Genomic DNA, 24411 nt, shown 5'->3' with positions numbered 1-24411 from the left:
GACTATATCCAGTTCTATCAAGATAAACCTGATTAAACGCCCGTTCGTCTGCTGGCCAGAGCAAATCTTCTATTCAGCGGCAGCCTTGACGAAGGCGTCGAATATACGGGCGCCGGGATGGGTTTCATAATCGAGCATTTCAGGATGCCACTGCACGCCCATTGCAAAAGCATGGGCCGGGACTTCGATCGCTTCGACAACCCCGTCAGGCCCGCGCGCGGCAACGCTCACATCGCCCGAAACCTCCACAAGCGCTTCGCGATGAAAGCTATTGACGCTGAATTTTTCGACACGAAAAATATCGGCCAGCCGGGTGCCCGCCGCAACCGACACCTCATGAAGAAAATCGCTCTGGTCGTGGATGAGCGCATCCGGCCAGGAGGCATGCACATTCGACACCATGCGACAGCCATGAAGGCATCCGAGCATCTGCATGCCGTTGCAGATCCCCAGCACCGGCTTGTTGCGGGCGAGAAAACCCTTCATCAGTGCCAGTTCGACGGACAGCCGGTCCGACGCGGGATAAGCGGACCGGTCGCCCTCGACATACCATTCCTGCGGAAAGCCTATCCGTCCTCCAACGCTCACGAAGCCGTCAAATGCATCGATTACATGGTCAACGAGATTTGGCAGATAGGCAATTCCGTAAGGGATTCCACCGGCCCGGTCGATCGCGGTAAAATAATGTTTCGATGTATCGTAACGCTGGCCCCCGGCGCTTGTATTTTCATCCATGATGATGGCGATATTGGGTTTGCGCTTCATGATCAGATTACCGTAGTTCCGAATTGGGCATGGCCGCGATTGTCATGAACCTGCGCTCAGGCGCGGTTAGTTTCAAGCCAGTCAGCAAGCGAGCGGCGATGATTGCCGGCACGACCCTGCATGGCTTCCGCTGCGCATAAGGAGTTCAGCACCGATTCCTGCGTCGCCTCCGCCGCGGCCCGAAACAATATATCGATGCGGTTTTCATTGAGCGCCGTGAAGGGGACAAGATCGCGCATCTCGTCATGATCGAATGTCACGGCGGTCGAAAAGCCGATGGCTATATCGCCGCTGCCATGCCCCCAGAAGGCACCGAGCCGCGCAAGCCCTGCCCCGCAGCGACGCGTCACCCGCTTTAACTGCCGGTGTTCCATCGCAACATCGGTGGCAAGCACCACGATGACCGAGCCTTTTTCCGGCTCCGCTTCCGTGTCAGGTGACGGCCTGCGGCCATCGGGAAGCACCAGATCGCCCGCACTGCCAAAATTGGTCAATGCCAGCACGCCAAGATGATGCGTGGCTCCATCCAGCTCGAATCGTCGTGACGATGTGCCGATCCCGCCCTTGAAACCAAAACATGACATTCCGGTCCCCGCACCCGCATTGCCCTGCGCCATCTCGAAGCTTGCGGCCTGCAAGGCAAGACGCGCGTAATCCTCGGTGATCGCCATCGCCTGTATGTCGTTGAGCGGGCCGTCATTGCATTCCAGCACCACGGGATTGACCGTCGCGGTTTCCCGCCCGATGTCCGGATTGGCCGCTATCGCCTCGCGGATCAGCAGATTGGCGCAAGCGCCCACCCCAAATGTATTGGTCAGCAGGATGGGCGTTTCCAGCGTGCCCAGTTCCTCGACCTGCACCAGCCCGGTGCTCTTGCCAAAGCCATTAATGACATCGCACGCAGCCAGCACCTTGCGCCGGTATAGATTGCCATCATGCGGGAGGATGGCGGTGACGCCGGTGTTGATGTCGCCATTGCGCAGCGTGTGATGGCCGACGCGCACGCCCGGCACATCGGCAATGGTATTTTTGAGGCCCGTCGGCATGGTGCCGCAAATGATGCCGAAATCGCGCGCGGTTGCAGGCATTTTCATTTCCTGTTCTGAAGTCAGCTGCTTTAGAGTCGTCCCGCCTTGATAGCAGGCTTGAGAAAAGCCCGTTTCATGCGCCGCCAGCACCATGGTCATGCCCTTGATGGCCGGATCGCAAATGATGGCGAGCGCTTCCGACGTGATTTCGCCGATGAGAAAGCAAGTGGCCGCAAACATTGCGTTGCGGCCACCGTCATAAACTTCGCCAACCGCACTGGCGGCGGTCGATAGTACCAATTATTTCGAACGGGCCTTGCGCGGTGCCTTGGCCACCTCGGCCTCGGCTTCTGCTTCCCTGGGCTTGCGGCCAAGGCCCATTGCCTTTGCAAGCTGCGATCGCGCGGCGGAATAGCCGGGGGCAACCATCGGATAATCGGCTGGCAGATCCCACTTCGCCCGGTATTCTTCAGGCGTCAGGTTGTGATGGGTCATCAGATGGCGCTTGAGCGATTTGAATTTCAAACCGTCTTCAAGGCAGATCAGATGGTCGCTATGAATGGATTTCTTCGGGTTTACAGCGGGAACAAGTTCGACCTTCGGCTGTTCAGGCGCGGCTTCGGCGCCAAGCGCAGTAAACTTGTCATGGACCTGCTGCATGAGGTTTGGCAGTTCAGCGGCCTGAATCGGATTGTTCGTCACATAGGCAGTGACGATTTCCGCCGTCAATTCAAGCAAAAGTGTCTTTTCGTTTATTGTATCGGGCATTATTTGATCCTAAAATGATCGACATGTGTGAGGGGAATGCCAACTGTATAATTGACTTTGTTTTTACTGGCAAATCATTAATTATCAAGTCGCATTTCTACCACAAGATGATTATCACCAGAAGGCTTAAATCAACGATTACAGCGCAGCCGCTTTCATTGCTGTATTGATGGCCGTTTTGTTTTCTGATTTGAGCAAGCTGTTAATAATCAGTCAGTCGCCTTCCTGATTTGACGTATTCCTTCCCGGATATAGCACAGTTCTTTGTTAAGAACCCTCTAACTCTCTCCTTAAATCATCGGCGCAATCATTTGGGTCCGGTGCATTGCAGCCCTTTCATCTGCCTTCACGACTGCGAGCTTGATGCCGCGCCTTGGCTTGCGGAACCATTCCAGCGGCAGGATCAGCTCTCCCGGTGCGCCTGCGAAGGCAGTTCATATTTTTGCACGAAATCCTCTGACCATGCTGTCCATCCCCCGGTCGGGGGATGTTGCAGGATTTTTCTCCAGCAATAAGAAGCTGTCTAAATCTGGAGGATTATCATGCAGTTCAAGCAAGGCAGCATCAGACATAGAGTAATATTAGGATTTATAACCCTGTTGTCTCTGGGGGCCACGGCGAACGCCGAAATCGTCAAATACGATACCGCCTGGGGAGAGAACTGCAACAGTTCAAAGAGTTTTGCCGTGAAACTGAGAAATATTGGTGATGAACCAAGGGATTTCAGGGTTTGTCTGGAAAAATCCCATGGCGGCTGGGGTTGTTTCACAAATCTGAGCACCGCTCCCGGTGAAGTGTACCCGAACGGCTGGGGCTTCATGGTGTGTGACGGAACCGGCCGTTACAAATGGTGGCACCGCGAAGCGGGAACCCACACACCATTCGGAAATCCATAAGTTTGCGACAGCCCGCTGAATGTTCCCTGAGCGGAGGAACGGCCCTGAACAGCCGTTCTTCCGGGGAGTGGCCGGGAACGGGACCGATAAGATGGCAACCATAACCAGCACTGCACAAAGAGCCCTCATGCCGACTATAAAGGCGACGGGCAGGCTTATATCGAGAATCATGGATCGGCCTGTGCCGAGCGCCATTGCCAGCGCGCTCCTTGCCGCTCTTCTCGCGCAAACCAGTCAGGCATCCGTTCTTCCTGCGGAAAGCTGGACCTTTTTCGATCAATCGGCCAGTCAGCAAATGCCCGCTGCCCGTTACCGGTCGGCTGATCTGTTCAGTTCGCTGGCATTCGACGCAAAGACCAGACAATGGCGGCTTCTTCTGGTTTCCGGCTATGACCTGCCATTGCGCGGCGACATAACGCTTCGCGCCGTCTATGACGAGGATAAGACCCGTAATCGACCGCATCGGATCGAAACCCTTGATGTGGAACCACAATTGCTCAGCAGTCTTCCTCTGGAGATCAGGAATGCTGTGCCGTCCACGGCAAATGCGCGGATAATCCAGCTTACATTGCCGCAAACCTTCATCATCCACCTTCAGGGAGCCGACCGCGTCATTGTCGATGCAGGCTCGTTCCAGCACACGATGGCCATGAAAGGATCTGCAAAGGCGATTGCACAAATATATGTGGCGCTGGGTGAAGGACGCAGCAGTGCAGGGAAAACGATTACGGAAATCGTCAACAAATCGGGACCAACTGCTGCTGCAACCCTCACGCCGGACACGATCCCGGTCGCGATGCCTGAGCACGAGGTTGCAGCGACAACCCCTACGCCTGTAGCCGAGCCAACGAGCTTTCCAAATTTTCAATGTGGTGAACTTGAGAAAGATGCGGATCTGGAGAGTTACTTCGCGTGCATTAATGATTATGTCTCTAAATTGAAGACCATTGAAGGCACAAAATATTATAAGACCATGAAAGTTTGGCTGACAGATCATCTTGGCTCTGATCTTTATAATTACTCAGAACCACAATATCCTATCGATTCCAAAAGGCAGACTTGCGTGCAATTCATCTCATTCGTAGAGGAACGCTCATGTCTGCAGAAAGAAAAAATAAAATACTTCGATTATATTTCGGATCACTATGACGCGGCCTATGCGATGATGCCTCTGGACTTTCTCGGTCCTGAATTAAAGGAGGAACTGGATGGCACCTATGACAGGGTCATGGCGCCTTATGAGAAGTTCAAGGCTGAACTCGAAGAACGTCAGCGGGAACTTTCCATCCTGATAGTAAGAGCGTTGCAGGAAGAATAGTCATGAACGCTCTCACTATCTCCACGATGATATTGCTGATGAGCGTTCCGGCTGGCTGCAACGAGACGAGCCGGACATTGAACGGAGCGCTTGCACAGGCCAGCGCCAATCTCGCTGAAACAAACCATGACCTTCATGTTCGTTATGGCTCATGTCCGCTCGGCTACATCATGACGTCAAGAGGCTGTGAGGTGCCGCGATTGCGATATAACAGCAGCGGTCGCGCATTCACCTCCGATCGCTCAGGCCGCTGGCATCGAAATCCGGCTTACGACTGATGGACAGATACTGTTTAACCCGGGCGTTTCGTCCGAACGGACACAAATTCTCACACCGACGGGGTTTTCCCTGCGCCAAGGCGCACGAGATCCTTCTGGCTGGAAGCGCCGGTCTTGCCGAAGATCGATTTGAGTTGGGATCGTACGGTTTCCTTCGTAACGTTGGAGCGATCGGCAATATCGGACAGGCTCAGCCCGTTCACAATGCCGACGAAGACCCTCGTTTCCGCAGGGGACAGCCGGTAACTGGCGGCGATCCGGGCAAGGCCGGAAGCACCTCCAGACGGCCCTTCTTCCATAAGGACCGCCACCATCGGGCCTGCAAAGAATTCCACCGCTGGACTGCCTCCAATCCTGATGAACCGGACACCCGAAGCAGGGTCGCTGAAAACCTTCGTTTCCCTGATGCCTTGCTGGCGCACCAGCAAGGAGCGCAAGGCCGATTGAAGCTCCGGATCGACGAACCTGATGCGCCCCAGTGGATCAAGCCCGGCTATTCTGCCGGAAGAAAGCGCCGGTTCGGCGGCAGCCGACGCCTTGACCACCCTGAAATCTTCATTGACCAGCATGAAAGCCAGTCCGGTCGCCATGTCGATGCCCTTGCCGAAATCGACCGCAGCCGTATGGAATTCACCAGAACGGTAATAGCGAAACACCCGCTGCAAATGCGGGGCAATGCGGGTCAGCATGCTGGCACGGTCGAGATTGCGATCTGTATTCGTGTCATCCGACAGCGTGCTCAGCAGGAAATAGCAGTTCTGGTCCTTGAAAAGGGTCAGGCCGACGCCCGTTTCAAGTCCGTTCGGGCGAATATAGTCGGCGTAATATTCGCTGCGATTGAACTCCTCGCGGGAGATGATCTCCTCGCCGATGATGCCTCTTCCGACAGGAGTGGCTGCAACACGCCTCATCCATGGATTGAGGTTGCTGTAATAGCCTTCGTAATCATTGAGAGCACGTTCCCGGCCCTGCGTACCCGATACATAGGCCACGGCTCCGGCATTGGCCCTGAAGTCATGAAAGAACAGGGTGGAAAGCGCGCCCGGCGTCACATTGTTTATTCTGTCCAGAAACCCTTGCCAATCCTGCTCTCCAAGCAACGCCGCATAGATCGCGGCGATCAGTTCGTCGCCCTGCTCCTGCGAATTCGACAGCATCCAATATCCCGCCTGCAATTTTGTTGCGTGCCACCTTACAAGGCCCCTCACACTGCAACAGAGCCTATTCAAAAGATCTATATCCCAAGCCCGGAACAGGTTGCAGGAAACTCCGCAAAGGTTCAAGCGATTTTGCTTAAAGCAAAGTTCAGAAGAACGCTGTCGGCATTGATCGGCAAGAGAAAATCCGGGCAGAATATCTCCATCACGCGCATCAGGAAGCTGGCCAGAGGCCCTGTATGCATATCTGAATTTCTTGCCCGGGAGCCATGATGTCGCTTCGCTGCTTTTTCTGCCTCATCTTTCTGTTATGCGGCCTGCCGCAGTCGTTCGCGCTGGAACAGCCATCCTATTCCGGCCAATATCCGTTCGACCTCCTGCAACGCAGCCTGAAAACACCCGGTCCTGCGGAGCGGGCCATCATCCGCGGCTATCTGGCCCGCGCCCATTCGCAGACTGCCGAGGGGCTGTTTTCCGCAGCATGGATCGCCGGTGTGGATGGACGGACAGATGAGCAAATCCGGCTCTATGAAGCCGCCATCGAAACCGATCCTGAACTGACCGTCGCCTATATCAATCTTGCCCTCGCCCATGAGAAAGCCTCGCGGCCAGACGCGGCGCGCGATCTATATGATAAGGCGCTCGCCACGGCCCCCTTCGATGCCGACCTCGTTCGGAACGGGTTTTTCCTGCGCAAGAATAAATTCGCAGACAAACAGGCCGCTCTGGATTTTCTCGCCCGCTGGGAAAGCGAGGTGGGCGATGTGGAATATGCTTTTGATTTTGTGCGCGGTCTCGATGCCGAGGCTGATGGCCGATTTGCGGAAGCTGAAAAATTCTACCTGAACGCAATCAGCAAGGACGCTCCCTTTGAAGTATATGAGAAGCTCGCAATATTGCGGCGCGACAAACTCTCGGATGACACCATGCCGAAGGCCGAACGGCTGGCCTATGCATCCGAGCCTATCGCATCGCTGCTGCGCCCGGATGGGGAAGCTTCCGCCTATGCATTTGTCGGCCGGATGCTGCGCGATCAGCTGGGCGCAAACCGCTATGCCGTCGAGTATCTCAAGGCAGGCTTCGCGATTCATCCCACCGCCGAGGTCGCAGAAGAGATATTTCTGGCGATGTCGCTTTATGATTTCGGCGGGGCGCAAGCGTTTGTCGAAGATGCGCAGCGTGTTCTGCCAGACGATTATTATCTCAAGAACACCCTTGCCTGGCTGAACTACAACTTCCTGCCGCAGCCGGACAAGGCAGCGGCACTCGCACATGAAGCACTGACGCTCGCTCCGCATGATGAAGGCCGTCTCTCTGCGATCATGTCATTGGGGGCCATTCATCAATCTTATGGGCATTTTGACAAGGCCCACGACCTCTATCGCGAAAAACTGTCTCTTCCATGGTCGGCGGCGCGCCGCCAGCATCTGCTCAAGGCAATGACGGATAACAGGATTGCCGCGCAGCAATTCACCGAGGCAAAAGGGCTGCTTGAGACGATACGTTCCATGGATGGCGCGCCAGCCGACTGGCTCTCGTGGAAATCGTCGCTGATAGAGAATGCGCTTATCATGCAAAAGCAACCCTATGAGCCGCGGATTCCGGATTGGCTTCTTGCGCAATGGCATTTGTCGTTCGGGCATGACGGTCCGTTGAATGTTGCATTCGCTTTTGACTCCGATATTCTTGCACCGGAAGCGGCTGACACGCTGGACAAGGCGGCTGAAATATTGAAATCGGCGAAAGACGCAGACACGGCGCTGTCAATTGAAGGCCATGCAGACGCCACCGGGCGTCTGGATGTCAACGATGCCCTGTCCCTTCGCCGTGCATGGGCGGTGCAGCGCTACCTTGTCGAGAAGCATGGTATCGAAGCCTCCCGCCTGCCAGTCAGCGGTTTTGGCACCCGCTATCCGGTCGCTTCCAATGAAAGCCGCGAAAGCCGCAGTTCAAACCGGCGCGTGGAAATCCGGCCTCTTGCGGCAGGCCGACAAAGCGCGTCGCCGCTTCCGCCGGCAGGCAGGGGGAGTGCTTTCGCGCCTGATGCCTATCGCGCTGTCATCGGTCAGGAACCACCTCAAATATGGGATGTACGCGCCGGCATCAAACAGCACGACCTCTATCGTGGGCGAAGCCATCGTTTTTCACCCGATGGGCGTCTCATCGCCTCCATTTCGAGTTATCGCGAGGCGAGCGGCCAGACGACCGAAGCTGCCTATATCTACGATACGGATTCCGGATATGCCGTCGCGCAGATTCACGAACCGCACGAGATCATCGATATTGTCTGGAAACCGGATGCCACTGCGGTCGCCTTTTCCACCGCGGATGGCTTTCTTAAAATCTACGATGTCAAAACACGCAAAATTACAGCTGTAACGCGTATGGGGCCCATGCGGATCGGCGGCCCTCTTGCATGGCTTCCCGATGGGAGCGCGATCGCAAGCGGCCAGCACCAGATGACCGAGATAGCCCTATGGAACCCGCAAACGCTTGCCGGGCTTCGGCGGCTGCACGGGGTCAACTGGCCGCACGCGATGGGAGCAAGCCCCGACAGCCGCCATCTCGTGGTTTTCGACAATCGCCACCAGATGAGCGTATGGCGGACGCGTGACTGGTCGGGGCCGCGCAAAGCGCGTTCTCCCATGATCCCCTTGCAACTCGAATTCCGTCCGGACCGCCCCCATGTCGTGTTTAACGCCAAATTCGCGGCGAGCGACACCTCGCTGGCAATAATGGATTTCGAGCAGATGAAAACCATCGCCACCTGGCCCGATGACGGCACCTATTCCATCGGCCTGTCCCCGACAGGCGAGACCCTGCTGGCGGCAAAGGACGAACAGGCATTTGTTTTTAATATTCCCTGGCTGCGCACCCTCCAGGAACTTCAGGCACAAGAGGATACCGAACAATGAAAGAGGCGGGAAAGATGTCGCACAGGTTCACCAGACGCACTCTATTATCCGCAGCCCCTGCGGCGGCGGCTACATCATTGTTTCCTGAACTTGCTCTGGCCGACTTTACATGCAGTGTCGAAAAGCAGGACGGAAAGTGGCGCGTAAAAGTTGTCCCTATCGTTGAGCAAAGTGCTTCGAGCGACACAAAGACGGAAAACCTCGAAATCGTACATACGTTTGATTATGGCACCGTCTCGCGTTCCGACCATTTGGTTTCCCAACCGGAACTCGGATTTTCCATTGAACTGCGTACTGCAGGAGACAGGATCACAGGCGGAAAGATCGATGTTTCCGCTCTGGCCTATACCGACAGGGCAGTCGTTACCCTCCGCGACGGGAAATCGGACATCCATTACTGGGCTGGAAAGGATGGCGCAGCCGACACTGTACAAAGGCGGATCAGCTATCGCCAGACGGACCGTATCTATTTTCAGATAACAGCAGCCAATGGACAATCGGTACGCATGGAAGGAGGGTTTTCTCCGGGAGCACGCGGGCCATACGCATATAGCAAGATGGATGCCCCCGTTGCCGAATTTTTTCTGGACGCCTCTTTCGATATAGACAACCATACCATCGGCAACCAGATTTCCTACTTTCTGCGCAGACAGTCACCGGTGACCATAGAAACCGGTGTGATACGCCAGGACTCGATGAAGATTGCATTCATGCGGGAAACTCTGGATACCGAGGATTTCGAAAAGCTTTATGTCGAGGCACTGGCGGAATTCAATGCAAATTTCGCAAGCGGAACCGCCTGCGGGGTCTACGAAAGAGATTTCGAATTCGACCACTGCTTTCTGACGACGGCCTGTTGTGCGGTCCAGGGCCGTCCGGACGATTGCCTGGAATTGCAAACCTTGCGCAGATTTCGTGATAAATGGCTTCTGCGCCAGCCTTTCGGAGCGGGGGAAATTGCCCATTATTACCGGGTCGCCCCGAATATCAGCGGTTCCCTGTTGGCAAGCAGGGAGGGGCGAAAAAAGCTTCGCAACCTGTACTGGCGCACGATCATGCCTTGTGTCGCCATGATCTGGATCGGCTGGCCCGGCATGGCTTATCGCCTTTATAAGCGCATGATGATCAGACTGGCAGCTGAATGATCGGGGACCGCGCCTGAGCGCGCGGATACCCTATTGTGGCGAAGGACAATGGACCGGGAAGCGATGCTGCCTATTCGCTCCGCGACCAATTTCGTTCTATTCGAGGCCGAGTTTGGCGCGGAGCGTCGAGAGATCCTCAGCCAGCGTATTGACCGCAGCGGCGAGCATATTGCGGTCCTCATCCGTCAGCTTCTCGTAGGAGACATAGCCGTCTCCTTCCTTGTATTTGGCGAGAATCGTATCGACCTTGCTGAAGTTATCATCCACCGTTTTGAGAAAATCGGCTTCTTTATCGGCGATCAGCGGACGCACCAGTTCGACGATCTTGTAGGCACCGTCGAAATTACCCTTGAAATCCCACAGATCGGTGTGGCTGTAGCGATCCTCCTCGCCGGAGATTTTTGTCGCAGCCACCTCCTCCATCAGCACCGCAGCACCGCCAACGACCTTCTCCGGCGGGAAAGTCAGATTTGCGATGCGGGCATGGAGTTCCGTCACGTCGGCCAGCAGCTTGTCGGCGACCGGATCCAGCCCTTGCGTGGAATTTTTCTCCCATAGTCCATATTCGATGCGATGAAAGCCGGGGAATTCCGGATCCTGCTCGGCCTTCTCATAATCGTCGGCGCGGCTGTCGATGGAAACGTCGAGATCGCTGAAAAGTTCGGCAATCGGTTCAATCGCCTCGTAAGACATGCGCACCCGGGCGAAGAGATCCTTGGCCTTATCGACATCACCGGCCTTGACCGCCGCGACGAATTCGGTCGTGCCTTTCAACAACTCGTCGGTCTTTTCGGTGACATAGATCTTGTATTCCGCAATCGGCTCGACCAGCGCCAGCGCGTCGACCTGGGCGAATGCCGGGCCGGTCGTCATGGAGAGCGCGAAAGCTGCGGCGCTCAGGAGGAGTCTCGGTTTCATGTCAGTCTCCCTGCTTGGTTTGGGTTTGATCGGAAGCAAGCGCCCGCGCTGCGGCGAGAAGTGTGCTGCCGAGGTAATCCGAGGCATCCCGCACGCCGGGCAGGGTGAAGAAATACCCCCCACCGACAGGCTTGATGTATTCCTCGAGCGGTTCGCCATCGAGACGGCGCTGTACTGCGATGAAACCCTTGTCCAGATCGGCCTGATAACAGATGAACAGCAGGCCCTGATCAAGCTGGCCGGATTTCGTGACGCCATTCGAATAATTGAATGGCCGGCGCAGGATGATGTTCTTCTCCGTTTCGGGCCGACGCGGATTGGCCAGCCGGATATGGGCATCCAAAGGGGTCGCGCTGCCATCGGAATCCTGCCTGTAATCCGGCACGTCGAATTCACCGGCGTCGCGATGATCGAGCGGTGCGCCGTTCGCGCGCACGCGGCCCATGATCTTCTCCTGTTCGCCCAGTGGTGTCCGGTCCCAGCGTTCCACGAAATTGCGTATGATGCGGACCACCTGATAGCTGCCGCCAAGCGCCCAGTCCGGCTCGCCGCGGTCGGGTCCAATCCAGACCAGCCGCTCCATCAACGCCTCGTCGCCACCATCAGGATTGGCCGAACCGTCGCGAAAACCAAGGAAGTTACGCGCGCTGGGGGTCGTGCCGTCCGGACCGGGAACGACCACGGGGACGTTGCCCTCCTGTTTCCAGCGCAGGATCAGCCGGTCGGGCAGGTTTTTTACGATGTCGCGCAGCGCATGGATCGTGGTGTCCTGCGTATTGGCGCAAATTTGCAGCGTCAGGTCGCCATGGCAAAGGCTCGCATCCAGCGCATCATTGGGAAAGCGCGTCATGCGCTTGAGCCGCCTTGGTTTGAGAGGCGCAAGCCATGGACGACTGGTGAAGAGCGATGCGCCGAGCGACACGGTTACAGTCAGGGCGTCGGGATGCACAACAGGGCCGACAATACCGGAATCGGCGGCTGGCAGCTTGGAATCGAGTTCAGGAACGGGACCGCCGGTCGTCAGAAAGGCGATCCGGTCGGTGAGGCGGCGAAACAGGTTTTCCAGCTCGCCGGGCGTCGTGGCAACCACGGCGAAGCTGGCGATCATGCCATTGGCAGGCCGGGGCGTGGTGATGCCCGCCTGATAGCGTCCGTGAAATTCCACCCGGTCTTCCGGCGAGGCCCGGTTGAAGGCGGGGGCGTCGGTGACATGGCGCGGGGGCGCTTCAGCCATTGCTGCGCGCGAGGAATGCATGAAGGGACAGGCCGCGACCGCGCCGATTGCGCCAAGCACTTTACGCCGGCTTGTCAGCAGTCCTTTCACCGAGCCCTTATCATCTTGCCGCGTCATCGTTCTATTCCAGTCCGATTGCAGGATTTATTGCAGCAATCGCCTTGCCCAGATCGGCAAAAGCTGTGGCCAGCCTCTCGCGAACCGGCTGGTCGAGATTGCCATAGGATGGATAGCCGGAAGCCTCTCCGGCAGTCGCGGCCAATGCGGCGCGCGCGCCAGCAAGGCGTTCCTCATAAGTATGGGCAATGTCGGGCGCAGCCTCCCTGACCAGCGGCAGGAGCAGGCCTGCGCCCTTGGCGATGCCGTCAAGATTGGCCTCGATGCCGGGCAGATCCGCGCCGGACCAGCGGTCCTCACCCGTGATGATCTGGGCCGTTGCCAACCGTTCAGCCTGCCGCTCAGCCATGCTGGCAAGATCTGCGGGAGCAAGCTTCAGAGCGCGCAGACGCTCCTTGAGCGCCGTAACATCGGCGAGCAGCTGTGCAGCCACGGGTGCGAGGTCCGCAACGCTGTGCTTATCCCAAAGCCCGTATTCAATGCGGTGGAAGCCGGTGAATGCCGGATCCTCCTCGCGCTTCTCCAGATAATCGGACAGAGGATCGATGGCGTTTTCCAGATCGGCGATGCGGCCCATGACTGCCTCCATGCGCCGGTACGGCAAACGCGCGGCAAGCCAGGCGGCCCTCGCCTCCTCGATATTTCCAGCATCAATCGCTGCTGAAAGCCGTCCTGTCTCCTTTACCAGCGCCGCAGACTGGAGAGCGAGATAGACCTTGAATTCCGAAAGCGGGCCGATAAAAGCCGTGACAGGCGGGGCGGCACGTTCGGCTTCAGAGCTTTCGGAAGGGGCAACGGTAAGCTTGCCGCGCGGGTTCGACAGAAGGCCGCAGGTGATCTCGTAGGTTCCGGGCTTGAGCCTGGCGGTCAGCAGCGAATGAAAGCCGGGAGCGATGTTCTCACGCTCTTCCACCACCATCACGCCGTCGAGGATTTCCCATTCGATCGGCCTGTCGGAAGCGTTGTGAATCTCGAAGGTTGCCCGTCCGGCGGAGAGGGAAAAGTCCATCGGATCGCAGCTTTTCGCACCCACGACGACCTTGTGAATATTGCCGCGCTCCGGCCCGCTGGCAGTCTGCGTCGCATAATAGAACAATCCAGCGCCCGCGATTGCCAAAAGTGCAGATATTGCAACCGCGACAGGCATCAGCCGCGAAGGTGCAGAGGTCTTGCCGGGATCGCGCATGGATTATCCTTTCACGGCCTGCGGGGCGGAAACGGGATGCCGTCGCAAAAAGAAAAACAAGGCGGTGGCAAGATAACCTCCCCAGACCAGCACTTCGCCCAGCGTCGGCGTATCGTCATAGCCGAAGAGGCCGGAGAGTATGGTCCCTGCAAGCCCGGACACCGGCAGGCTTTCCGACAGGTCGAAAACGACGGTTTGCAGGTGGTTCCACAGGCCCGCTTCATGCAGGTTGCGCAGCACGCCCGCAAGAAGCCCTGCGGCGACGAAGAGGATGAAGATGGCGGTCCAGCGGAAAAAGAGCCGCAAATCGATGCGCACGCCGCCCCAATAGATCAGAAGTCCGAGGACGACCGAGACCGCAACACCGGCAAGCGCCGCCAAAGGCGCAGCGGGGCCGGGGCTTTGCTGGAAGATCGCCAGCAGAAAGAACACCGATTCCAGCCCCTCGCGTGCAACTGCGAAGAAGGCCATGCCGAGCAGCGCCCAGGTCGCGCCTTCCGGTGCGGTCATGGCGTGTTCAATATCGGCCTGCAGCCCCGATCTGATCGAGCGCGCGGCGCGGCGCATCCAGAAGACCATCCATGTCAATATGCCCACGGCAACAAGCCCGACCACCGCCTCAAAGGCTTCCTGCGCCTTTTGCGGAAACTCGGCGCTGACGAGCAGCAGGGCTGCGCCGGTAAAGAGCGACAGGGCAACGGCAAGAAGCACGCCCACCCAGATGGTTGGCAGCCAGGCCCCGCGCCCCGTCTGGCGCAGATAGCTGGCAATAATGCCGACAATGAGGGCGGCTTCCAGCCCCTCACGCAGCATGATCAGGAAAGGTGCAAGCATGTTGTTTTGGCAGCCTGTAGATATGGGTCGCAATAGGCAATAATATGACTATTACGATCACGTTATTGGAATTCCCGATTGCGCGCAAGACAGGAACGGGAGGCTGCGCCAATAGAAGGGGTGATCGGTATCGATCCGGGCCCGACGTTTTTGGCCGGCATCTCGCGAAGCGTCGATACATCCATCATCGACTCCGCCCGATGCTTTTTCAGAATGCCGATGATCGGTTCACCCGAGAACCGTGATCGTTTCAGAGTAATGCGGATGACGAAGCGCGCTTTGACTGGCCTGCCCTGATCAAAACCTTGGGTGCCGCATTTAAACGCGGCGCCGAAAGCCCCTCATCCGCATTACGGTATTTATGTTCACACTCCCATCGGGAAGGTGCGGTGTTCCTTGCTGTCCCTGCGCCGCTGCATCTCCTCCGGGGCGTCGAGCCAGTTAGCCCCATGATTTCGGAGCAGGAACAGATAGACAATGAGCGATGCCGCGATAAGCACCGTGACGTAGCCAACAAACAGTGGAATATGTCCGCTGGTCTTTGCGGCAGCATATAGCATTGGCGCGGTGCCGCCGAAACAGGAATTGGCAATCGCATAACCCAGACCGACGCCCAGTGCGCGGATATGCGTCGGGAACATGACCGCCTTGACCACCGCGTTGATGGAGGTATAGCCGGTGAGGATGATGAAGCCCACCGTAAGAATGGCAAAAGCCAGGAAGCTGTTTGTTACGCCAGGCAGCACGAAAAACAGGACCCAGGTAAACAAAACACCGCCGACGCCGAAGAAAACCAGCAGGGAACGGCGACCGATACGGTCGGATATATAACCGCCGACGGGTTGCAGCACCATGAGAATGATCAGCGCAATCAGAGAAACTACCGAGCCGGTGATCGGGCTGCTGTCCGAGAATGAAGCCTTGACGATGTTCGGCCCGTTGATGGAATAGGCATAGAAGGCCACCGTTCCGCCCATGGTCACGAGGAAACAGGCAAGCAGTTCCTTCCAGTATTGGGTGAACAATTCGGCCAGAGAGCCGGAGGTCGCCGCCCCGCCCTCCTTCTTGACCGATTGCAGCTCCTCCTGGCTCATGGATTCGTCCATGGTCCGGCGCATCCACAAAACGACGATGGCCCCAACGCCGCCGATCAGGAATGCCAAACGCCAGCCCCATTCACTGATGGCCTCGTGGGAGGTGCTCAGCAGCAGCGCCAGAAACAGCGCCTGCGCGAGAACATGCCCGCCCACCAGCGTCACATAATGGAAGGATGCCAGAAAACCGCGATGCCGGGGCACGGCTGCTTCTGTCAGATAGGTAGCCGAGGTGCCATATTCTCCGCCGGTGGCAAAACCCTGGACCAGACGGCACAAAATCAGGATGACGGCAGCAAACCCGCCGATCGTGAGCTGCGTCGGCGTGATTGCAATGATGAATGAGCACGCCGACATGATCGACACTGAAAGAGTCAACGCCGCGCGACGCCCGTAACGATCAGCGAAGCGGCCAAAATACCACGAGCCGACCGGGCGCATCAGAAAGGTCAGCGCAAAGATCGCCCAGATATAAATATCGGCGTTGGCATCCTCGGCGCTGAAGAAATGATGCTCAAACGAGGCAGCAAAGACGGAATATACATAAACATCGTACCATTCGACGAGGTTACCGGCTGAGCCCTTGATAGTATTGGAAACCGACCGCCGCAAATCGGTCGGCACCTGCCGTCCGCCGGCAACTGTGTCCATGGCTGACATATGTATCTCTTCCACGTAAAATTCGAATCAATATCCGATGGCCGCATTGAATTTATACAAGTCAACGCTCGCAGGCGAGAAATTTCCTGATCACCGAGCTGCCGTTCAGCACATCTATCAACACAATCCGTTCACAAACCTTTTGCAAGGATGCTTCCGTACTCGCTCGCTGACCTGCCACATCATCCTGCCATAAAGCCGACAGTATTCTTGTGCCAATACCCCGCGACGAGCGTTTCGTCCCGGCTTTTACCGAGTGTCTGTCGCCAATATGCGCGGATGATCCGGGCCTGATCGGCCTCACCGGCAAACCAGCCAAAACCACCCTCTCCTTCCGGCCAGGGCATGTCGCAGAGCCTGCTCGTCAGCATATCCGCGGCGCGCCTTGCATCGGCATCGACGATCCAGTCTATCGTCACCCCTTCCGGATGCGACAGCGGCTGGATGTCAGCGGCGCTGTCGACGGCGAGCACCACGCGACCGGTGACGTCGGAGCTGAATTCCTCCAGCATTCGCCCGACCGCTGGCAGGCCGGTTGCATCGGCACCGATGATATAGCGACGCGCGCGGCGCAGCGGTCGTCCGACCGGCCCCATCAGGCCAATCGCATCGCCCGGCCTTGCCGCCTTGGCCCATTGGCAGGCAAGCCCCTCGATTTCATGCAGATAGAAATCTATTTCCAGCCAGCCCTCATCGAGATTCAGATTGCGGACTGTATAGGCACGCGAAGCAGGCTTGCGCATTTCATCGGGCCAGAACGGCAGCCCGTTCGCCCCCATGATAGGCCAAACCGGCTGCGATACCTGCGGCGTTGGCAACAGGAGCCGAACATGCATCGCGCCAAACATCGAAAACCGCCGCAAATCCTCTCCCGACAATCGCACGCGCAGCATATGTGGCGTCAGCCTGTCGGCAGATATGACGCGCATCAACCGGAACTGCGGCAATATTTTTTCGTCCGCCCGGTCGCCCAGCCAGACGATTTCGGGCGCTTCTTCCTTGGTATAGAGCTTGATCGCGACGGCGGCGAGATCCTTGAGGCGATGCAGGCCAACGCCTTCAGCCGCCTGAAGTGCCACCCGATACCCATCCTCTTCCACCCTGATTTCAGCCTGCCCGAAAGCATAGCGGAAGATGTGGCTCTGCCCTCTTTTTTCGTAAAGGGGATCATAGGAGTTCAGGCGATCGATAATGGATGGCAGATAGGTTTCACCCCGTTGCAGATGAATATGAGCAAAACTCAGGAGATCGGAAGTCTGATCAGGCATGATATAACTCGACATGATATATGTTGGTGCATAGCGTCGCCTACCGGCGCGGTGCCTTTGACTTGGATTAGCCGCCAATGCGCCCGGTAAGGGCAATCTTGAACGTCCGTCCCTTGCCCTGCTCAATATCCGAAGCGGTCGCCCATCCCGTTTGTGCGTCGGTATAGGACTTGTCGAAGAGGTTATCGACGCCAAAATCGAGCTTCATATTATCTGTGACCTGCCAGTTGGCGAACACATTGACCAGATCCACGCGCGGATAGACCTTGACGCCATTGCTGATCACGCGGGTGACCTTGCCCATGCTTGCATATTCGACACCATAGATCAGCTTGTCTTCGAACGCCTTGAGGCCCAAGGTTGCGCTGACATTATCCAGCGGCGTGTTGCTGAGCGCTTCACCCTTGTAAATGCCGTCCTTCATTTCCGCATCCGTGAAGGATGCGGCCAGATTGACGTAGCCCCACCAGCTATCATAGGTGCCTTCAAGCTCGACGCCGCGCAGGCGCGCCGTGCCGACATTTTCCGAGGTCGTTATATTGACGCCCCCCGCCCTCCGAACCGTCACCGTATTGATGTAATCCTTGACGTCCGTGTAGAAGAAATTGAGCTTCGTGCGCAACTGGTCTCCCGCTTCGATCAGGTTGTCCTGGCGCAGATTGATCCCGAACTCATAAGATGTCGCGACTTCCGGTTCGAGGAAAAGATTAGGCTCATAGCCCGTCGCCCCATGGGCGCCATTTTGCCGGAACATGTCCTGCATATGGGGCACACGATAGCCTTGTGAATAAAGGCCATAGAATTGCACCCCGTCGAAGGGCGTGACACCGATGCTCAGGCGCGGCGAAACGCGATTGCCGTCGACGCTTACCTCTTCTGAAGGAACGTCGGGCGTGCCTTTCGTGGAGCCGTCGAGCTTATATCCGTCATAGCGAACAGCACCGATCAGTTCGAGCCAGTTCTGGTAATCGCCCTGCCATTGAAGAACACCGCCATAAGCCTGCTGCTCGCCATTGCCGAAATTGTCGGTGTCGGATTCGCCGCGCAACTTGTAGTAATCCATGCCGTAGGTCAGGGTATGGGTCATCGCATCGGTTTCGAAACGCGAACTGTTATAGGCGCGGATACCGGCGGTGGACACATCGTAATAGCGGGTATTGCCGATATTCGCCTTCGACCAGACCTGATACTGGTCATTGTCGGTGTCGCTGTAATAGGCATTGACCGACAGATCCCAGAGCGGATTGTCATCCGGCTTGTAGGTGTAGCTGCCGGTATAGGTGCTGACAATCGTATCGGCGTCGTAACGTGACAGGCTCGCAGAGGACGAACCGCTGCTGCCGGTCATGATGTCATCATATTTCTGGCGGGAAAAGCCCATCTTCACCTCGTGCCCATCCGCCGGGCGCAGCGTGACCTTTCCAAGCCCGCTGATCGCTCTTTCACCGGTCCAGCGCACATAATCGCCATCGCCGTTCTTGTATTCATCGCTGTCGCGGTAATTGATATTGCCGATCACGTCGACGTTTTCGTTGAACCGGTAAGCACCGACCGTGCTCGTCAAAAAGCCTTTGCCATTGCTCTCATATCGCAGCTTTTCACTGAGCGCCCACGTTTCGTCATCATTCAGGAAATCGCGCGCGTCCTTGGTTTCAAACGCCACGAGACCGCCAATCCCACCCGAACCATAAGCGTTGGAAACCGGCCCGCGAATGACCGTGACCTGCTTGAGCATTTCCGGCTCGATATAGAACGAACCCGAACCGTGACCGACCCGCCAGTAATCCTGTCGTGCGCCATCCAGTGTCACGGCAACACGGCCATATTGCTGCAATCCGCGAATGTTGATCGACGTTGCCGGGTCATCACCGTTAAGCGAAGCATGAACCCCCGGAGTAGAACGGAACAGATCAGCGGCAGTCGTTGGCTGGATGCGATCGATCTGCTGCCGGGTAACAATGCTCGTCGCACCAATGGCATCGATAACTGCCTGATTGCCGATGAGCGGCGAGATGGTGATCGTATCAAGCTGAAGCACATTTTCCTTTGCGCCATTCGCGGCCCTTGCTGGCGTATCGCCCTGTGTCCCGGCCTGTTCTTGCGCCCCCGCTGGCATCGCGCCGGTCAAAATCAGCCCAACTGCGCTGCCCAGCATCGTCGTGGCCAGCAAATGGCCGGCCCATCTGTTTTTGTTCCGAATTTCAATCTGCAGGCACGACATGCTTTCACCCCATGTTTAAGTAGACTCAATGACTCAAGTTAAATAGGGGGTATATAATCATGATTCTTTTAGTCAACTTTAATTATGCAAAATGAAGACCTCATCTGCGCGCCGCACCGGAAAGATTGCCATGCCGGGCCTGCTGCTGGGGAATTTCCACTTTACTCGGGTCATATCCGCATGATTTGAAGGAGTTGGCGCATTCCATAAGCCCTCGACCGCTCGCTCAGCTTTGGCGCGCAAGACAGCTTTAAGTTTGGAACGCCACCCCGTTCATCGCACTGTCGAGGACCATGGGCGCGCTCATGCCGGAGAGCCTGAGCGCTCCGGTAAATGTCGCCGTCTTCCAGTGCCCGTGTGGGATCGGGGGGGCCGCATCGATCTCCGCGAGGGGCTCGTCCACGCAGCCGTGACATCTTTGTGCTCAGACCAAATCACCACTCAGGCAATGGAATCAGAGTGCGGCCAATAAGAGAGCCAGAAGGCGAAACCGCCGCACCCTGTCGGGCACGGCGGTGTAATGTTTACTTGTTTTCAGCGAACTGCAAGGTGATGTCCTTGGCTGTATTCGTCAGATTCTGAATCCCGCTGCCCACCAGATACCACGCACGCGGATCGAGGTGGATAACCTGACCCGCCTTCCAGGCCGGTGTCGCGGTAACTGTTTCGACCTTTTCCAGACGCTGCGCAATATCGCTCGGTTCCGGGCTCGAAATTGCTCCCCGATCAAGGGTGACGATCCAATCCGGCGATTGCGCCAAAGCGGAATCACGAGCTTCGATCTGCTTCTTCCTTGCAGCTTCCGCCTCGGGTGAGCCGGGCTCCGGACGTTTCCTTGCCGAAGCATCAGTCCTTGCCGGTGCAACATAGGGCTCCATCACCGAAGCAAGCCCTATATAGTCGTAAAGCGTGCCAAAACGCGCTCCGGGCGCATGCGGCATGAAATTTTCACCGACGGCGAACAAGACGAGCGCCTTCGCGTTTTGGGGCGCTGCGGAATGCAGGGCATCCACCGAAGCATTCAATTGCGCTATTTCTGCCGAAGCCTTCTCTTCAACGTGAAAAATTTCGCCCAATGTTCTGGTCGTCTTGATCCCATCTGCGACCAGACCTTCACCGGCCGGTGACAGGTCAACAGTCGGTGCGATGTCCTTAACGGCGTCATACTGGCGCGACGAACGGCCCGCGATAATAATCAGATCGGGTTTCAATGCCTTGAGCGCTTCGATGTCCGGCTCGAAAAGCGTTCCGACCCCTACATATTTTCCATCTGCATATTTAGACAAATAGGCCGGGGCATTGAATGAACCATCCTCGCTCTTCGGCACGCCCGCGACGGCATCCACGCCCAAAGCATCGATAATATCGAGGCTGGCCAGATCAAAAACGGCAACCTTTTGCGGCACCCCATCAAGGGTAAGCTCACCCTTGGCGTGGGTGACAGTCACACTATCGGCAAATGCCGCCGACGGCATGATTGCAGCAGCCAGCATCAAGCTGCAAATAAGACCGGCCCTCATAAATATCCCCTTTCTAGAGCTGTTCCTGCTTAAACAGAATCGCTTGAACCGCGTCTCAAGTCTTTGTTTTATCGCATTATCCGACGCAAAACCGTTTCACACTTTTGCTGGAAATGCTCTAATGACGCAGTTCGCCGAAATTCAGTCGAATCGCAGATTCTCATGTCAAAAACATGATTACTTTCCTCATATATGAATGTCGAGAATATTTACCCTACCCGGATTGATGTCCAGCCTAAAGCATGTCGCCCGAAAGTGGGAACCGGTTTCGGGATAACGACATGCTCTAAAATGAGAAATCCGGACCGCAGGCGCTCACTGCATAGGCACATTCAGCTCAGGTCACGCATATGGTTTTCTACACTGCGCAGGTGCCGCCGCATGGCGTCTGCCGCACCCGCACCATCGCGATTGGCTATACTCTCAACGATTGCGGCGTGCTCCTCAAAGGAATGATGATCCCGAGGCGGGCGAACCGGATTGTTTCGCAAGCGACCCCATGTCACCGCACGGCGTACCGCGTTCAGCGTATCAAGAAGCCCAAGAAGAAGTGAATTCTGCGAAGCTTCCCCAATCGCCCGATGCAGGCGATTGTCCCACTGCTCATAGATGCGCCATGTCGGCGCCTGCTGCGCTTTGAGCATGCAATTGCGTATTTCCACGATCTGACTGGGCGTCGCATTGAGAGCAGCGCAGCGTGCCACTTCCGGCTCGAAGGCGATACGGGCGCTCATGACCTCAGGCGGATTGGTCCGCTGAACCATCGCCTGAATATCGGCAACAGTATCTATAGGGCGCTCTCCCGTGAAAGTGCCCTTGCCGACATGCCGCCAGATTACGCCCTCTGCCTGCAATGTCGCCAGCGCCTTGCGTAAGGCGCCGCGACCCACACCCAGTGTTTCCGCCAATACGCGCTCCGCTGGTACACGCCCGCCATCCGAAAGTTCAGCCGTCGCCAGAAAGTCTCGCAGACGGGAAAGAATGTCCGCTTCTGTGCCGCTATCCATATTCAAACCTAACCAATTTCTGATTGGTTTCGTTATAACGGCCCCATACACGCCTGTCAATCTTGATTGAATTATTAAAAAACGAAAATATTTTATTATTATATATCAATATATTGACCTTAATTTTAATTGCGGTGACATTTTCTCAGAGCTATCCATCACATTTCCTATATTGACACCATTATAAATTAATGAAGAATTGGTTTCAGATTGGGTTTAAGGCTAAACCTGATTATGGGAGGAATGAGAATGAGCATTTTTGTCAGACGATTGAGGGCGTCTGCGGTCGCGGCAGCCCTTTGCCTTTCCACCGCAATTCCCGGATTGGCCATGGCCGATCCGATGCGTATCGCCTTTGGCGACATCGCGACGGTCGAATCCGTTCATCTTCTCGCTGCCTTTGAGCGCGCCAGAGAGAAAGGCGTCGATATAAAGATCACCTTCCTCAAGAGCGAGGATATTGCGGCGCAGGCCGTAGTCGGCGGGCAGGCTGATATTGGTGTAGGCGGCCCCTATGCGCTGCTTCAAAAGGTCAAGGCGCCGATCCGCATTTTCATGCAGCTTTCCAGACTCCAGTTCTATCCGGTCGTGAACACCGAATTCTACAAGGAATGGAAGGATCTCGACGGTCAGGAGATCGCGGTGCATTCGCGCGGCTCGGGCACCGAGGCCATCATGCAGCTGATGGCCGACAAGAACGACATCGCCTATTCCAACATTTCCTATGTGCCGGGTGCGGAAGTGAGAACCGGTGCGCTGTTGCAAGGCAATGTCAAGGCGACCATCGTGGATTCGTCGGGCAAGCGCATTCTCGAAAAAGAAGCACCGGGCAAATTCGCTTTCCTGCCATTGGGTGAAGTCAGCGCGACGGATGAGGCGCTCTTCGCCAATACCGACTATCTTTCCAAGAACCAGAAGGATGTTGAAATCCTCATCGAAAGCATCCTGACGACATGGCGCGAGGTTCAGGCCGATCCGAAGGCGGCAGCCGCCCTGCGCGACCAATACAAGCTGCTGCCCGATGCAACACCCGATATGATTGCCGACATTCAGCCCTATTTCGAAGAGGCCGCGGCCGTTCTGCCGCTCAATGGCGGCGGTGAAGATGCCGCCCGCGACGACTTTGACTTTTATACCATTTCCGGCGCGCTCGAAGGCAAGCCTGAAGAGCTGAAAGTCGAAGATTTCTGGGATCTCACCGCGCTCAATGCAGTGCTTGAAAAAATCGGAAACAAGTAGATGGACATGACCGCTTCACCTTCCAAGGTGAGCGCGACCGGAGGGGCCAACAACGGCTCCCCCGGCATCGTCGAAGCGCTCACCGATTTCGCCCAACGCCGGAAGTCCTTCTGGGTCGTGGTGTCTCTCGCAATCCTGTTTACCATGTGGGAAATTGCTGGCCGCATTCCAATCAGCTTCGCCTTTCCCACCTTTCTTGAAACGATTGCCGCCCTTTTTGAAATGGCGGCTGACGGCACGCTCCTGCCCGCCTATGCCCTGACCCTCCAGCCGCTGATAATTGGCGTTGCCGTATCGGCCCTGTTGGGGATTAGCCTTGGAATCGCCATGGGCCTGTCGGACAAGGCCGAATGGTTGCTGGCGCCAGTCTTCATCGTGCTTCAGGCAGCACCGATGGCAGCGCTCGTACCGCTGGTCACATTCGTTTATGGCATCGGCCTCGTCGCCAAGACCCTCGCCGTCATCATGCTGGCATTGCCTGTGATCGTGCTCAACTCCTACAAGGCCGTACGGCACGTCAATCCGTCGCTTGTCGATATGTGCCGCTCATTTCAGGGCAGCCGCAGACAGCAGATCTTCAAGATCATTGTTCCCGATGCCACGCCGGTCCTGTTTGCCGGGCTTCGCCTTGGCGTTGCCGCCGGTTTCATCGGCGTCATGCTTGCAGAACTTCTGATTACGCCGACCGGCATTGGCGATCTGATCACCTATCACCGCTCAGTGGCCAATTATGCGCATATGTATGCGGCGGTCGCATCCATCATCGCCGTTTCGACGCTGACGCTCGCTGCTTTGCAATATGTCGAGCTGCGCTTCCTGCGTCCCGAAAAGAGGAGAAAATAA

Annotated in this window: 20 protein-coding genes and 1 pseudogene; 7 read left to right on the top strand and 14 right to left on the bottom strand. The window is 56.6% G+C overall.

What is annotated here, in order from left to right:
- Positions 1 to 69: 69 nt before the first annotated feature.
- From DKP76_RS04510 to DKP76_RS04500, 3 genes are all read right to left on the bottom strand, one after another.
- On the bottom strand, positions 70 to 765 hold the full coding sequence (locus DKP76_RS04510; protein ID WP_109705269.1) for a gamma-glutamyl-gamma-aminobutyrate hydrolase family protein: 696 nt from the start codon (positions 763 to 765) through the stop codon (positions 70 to 72).
- 56 nt (positions 766 to 821) lie between these two features.
- Positions 822 to 1853 (bottom strand): DmpA family aminopeptidase, encoded by a 1032-nt coding sequence (locus DKP76_RS04505; RefSeq protein WP_109705831.1) that lies wholly within the window; start codon positions 1851 to 1853, stop codon positions 822 to 824.
- A gap of 240 nt (positions 1854 to 2093) precedes the next feature.
- On the bottom strand, positions 2094 to 2561 hold the full coding sequence (locus tag DKP76_RS04500; protein WP_109705268.1) for a Ros/MucR family transcriptional regulator: 468 nt from the start codon (positions 2559 to 2561) through the stop codon (positions 2094 to 2096).
- Positions 2562 to 3103: 542 nt separating this feature from the next.
- Between DKP76_RS04500 and DKP76_RS18980 the strand changes: the two genes are divergently transcribed.
- From DKP76_RS18980 to DKP76_RS04485, 3 genes are all read left to right on the top strand, one after another.
- Positions 3104 to 3457 carry a hypothetical protein gene (locus DKP76_RS18980; protein ID WP_146198904.1) on the top strand — a complete coding sequence of 118 codons (354 nt, stop codon included), beginning with the start codon at positions 3104 to 3106 and terminating at the stop codon, positions 3455 to 3457.
- A gap of 127 nt (positions 3458 to 3584) precedes the next feature.
- The gene (locus DKP76_RS04490) at positions 3585 to 4775 is read left to right on the top strand and encodes a hypothetical protein (protein ID WP_146198903.1); all 1191 of its coding nucleotides are present in this window, start codon (positions 3585 to 3587) and stop codon (positions 4773 to 4775) included.
- Between the two features lie 2 nt (positions 4776 to 4777).
- Entirely contained in the window at positions 4778 to 5053 is a 276-nt protein-coding gene (locus tag DKP76_RS04485; protein WP_109705265.1) for a hypothetical protein, read from the top strand.
- A 50-nt stretch (positions 5054 to 5103) separates the two neighbouring features.
- Here the strand turns inward: DKP76_RS04485 and DKP76_RS04480 are convergent, their stop codons facing one another.
- Entirely contained in the window at positions 5104 to 6210 is a 1107-nt protein-coding gene (locus tag DKP76_RS04480; protein WP_109705264.1) for a helix-turn-helix transcriptional regulator, read from the bottom strand.
- Between the two features lie 269 nt (positions 6211 to 6479).
- Between DKP76_RS04480 and DKP76_RS04475 the strand changes: the two genes are divergently transcribed.
- The gene (locus tag DKP76_RS04475) at positions 6480 to 9125 is read left to right on the top strand and encodes an OmpA family protein (protein WP_109705263.1); all 2646 of its coding nucleotides are present in this window, start codon (positions 6480 to 6482) and stop codon (positions 9123 to 9125) included.
- Positions 9122 to 10270 carry a CFI-box-CTERM domain-containing protein gene (locus tag DKP76_RS04470; RefSeq protein ID WP_146198902.1) on the top strand — a complete coding sequence of 383 codons (1149 nt, stop codon included), beginning with the start codon at positions 9122 to 9124 and terminating at the stop codon, positions 10268 to 10270. The genes DKP76_RS04475 and DKP76_RS04470 overlap by 4 nt, the downstream gene beginning before the upstream one ends.
- Positions 10271 to 10366: 96 nt before the next feature.
- On the opposite strand, the gene efeO (DKP76_RS04465) is transcribed toward DKP76_RS04470, so the two are convergent.
- From efeO (DKP76_RS04465) to DKP76_RS04420, 10 genes and pseudogenes are all read right to left on the bottom strand, one after another.
- Entirely contained in the window at positions 10367 to 11188 is an 822-nt protein-coding gene (efeO, locus tag DKP76_RS04465; RefSeq protein ID WP_109705261.1) for an iron uptake system protein EfeO, read from the bottom strand.
- A gap of 1 nt (position 11189) precedes the next feature.
- Entirely contained in the window at positions 11190 to 12539 is a 1350-nt protein-coding gene (gene efeB / locus DKP76_RS04460; RefSeq protein WP_109705260.1) for an iron uptake transporter deferrochelatase/peroxidase subunit, read from the bottom strand.
- Positions 12540 to 12543: 4 nt separating this feature from the next.
- Positions 12544 to 13725 carry an iron uptake system protein EfeO gene (gene efeO / locus DKP76_RS04455; protein ID WP_109705259.1) on the bottom strand — a complete coding sequence of 394 codons (1182 nt, stop codon included), beginning with the start codon at positions 13723 to 13725 and terminating at the stop codon, positions 12544 to 12546.
- A gap of 3 nt (positions 13726 to 13728) precedes the next feature.
- The gene (gene efeU / locus DKP76_RS04450; RefSeq protein ID WP_109705258.1) at positions 13729 to 14559 is read right to left on the bottom strand and encodes an iron uptake transporter permease EfeU; all 831 of its coding nucleotides are present in this window, start codon (positions 14557 to 14559) and stop codon (positions 13729 to 13731) included.
- A gap of 365 nt (positions 14560 to 14924) precedes the next feature.
- Complete coding sequence (locus DKP76_RS04445; protein WP_199224752.1) at positions 14925 to 16313, bottom strand: MFS transporter; 1389 nt, start codon at positions 16311 to 16313, stop codon at positions 14925 to 14927.
- A gap of 182 nt (positions 16314 to 16495) precedes the next feature.
- Complete coding sequence (locus tag DKP76_RS04440; RefSeq protein WP_158279411.1) at positions 16496 to 17581, bottom strand: siderophore-interacting protein; 1086 nt, start codon at positions 17579 to 17581, stop codon at positions 16496 to 16498.
- A 67-nt stretch (positions 17582 to 17648) separates the two neighbouring features.
- On the bottom strand, positions 17649 to 19736 hold the full coding sequence (locus DKP76_RS04435) for a TonB-dependent hemoglobin/transferrin/lactoferrin family receptor (RefSeq protein ID WP_245410141.1): 2088 nt from the start codon (positions 19734 to 19736) through the stop codon (positions 17649 to 17651).
- Between the two features lie 325 nt (positions 19737 to 20061).
- Positions 20062 to 20233, bottom strand: a pseudogene (locus DKP76_RS19315) (IS630 family transposase); the annotation flags it as partial.
- A gap of 93 nt (positions 20234 to 20326) precedes the next feature.
- Positions 20327 to 21322 (bottom strand): siderophore ABC transporter substrate-binding protein, encoded by a 996-nt coding sequence (locus tag DKP76_RS04425; RefSeq protein WP_109705256.1) that lies wholly within the window; start codon positions 21320 to 21322, stop codon positions 20327 to 20329.
- A 332-nt stretch (positions 21323 to 21654) separates the two neighbouring features.
- Positions 21655 to 22329: a FadR/GntR family transcriptional regulator gene (locus DKP76_RS04420; RefSeq protein WP_109705255.1), complete on the bottom strand. Its 675-nt coding sequence runs from the start codon at positions 22327 to 22329 to the stop codon at positions 21655 to 21657.
- A 249-nt stretch (positions 22330 to 22578) separates the two neighbouring features.
- Between DKP76_RS04420 and DKP76_RS04415 the strand changes: the two genes are divergently transcribed.
- The gene (locus DKP76_RS04415) at positions 22579 to 23568 is read left to right on the top strand and encodes an ABC transporter substrate-binding protein (protein ID WP_109705254.1); all 990 of its coding nucleotides are present in this window, start codon (positions 22579 to 22581) and stop codon (positions 23566 to 23568) included.
- Positions 23569 to 24411 (top strand): ABC transporter permease, encoded by an 843-nt coding sequence (locus DKP76_RS04410; protein WP_109705253.1) that lies wholly within the window; start codon positions 23569 to 23571, stop codon positions 24409 to 24411.

Source organism: Falsochrobactrum shanghaiense (assembly GCF_003149535.1).
GTDB classification, from domain to species: domain Bacteria; phylum Pseudomonadota; class Alphaproteobacteria; order Rhizobiales; family Rhizobiaceae; genus Brucella; species Brucella shanghaiense.
This window is presented reverse-complemented; position numbering and strand designations above follow the sequence as displayed.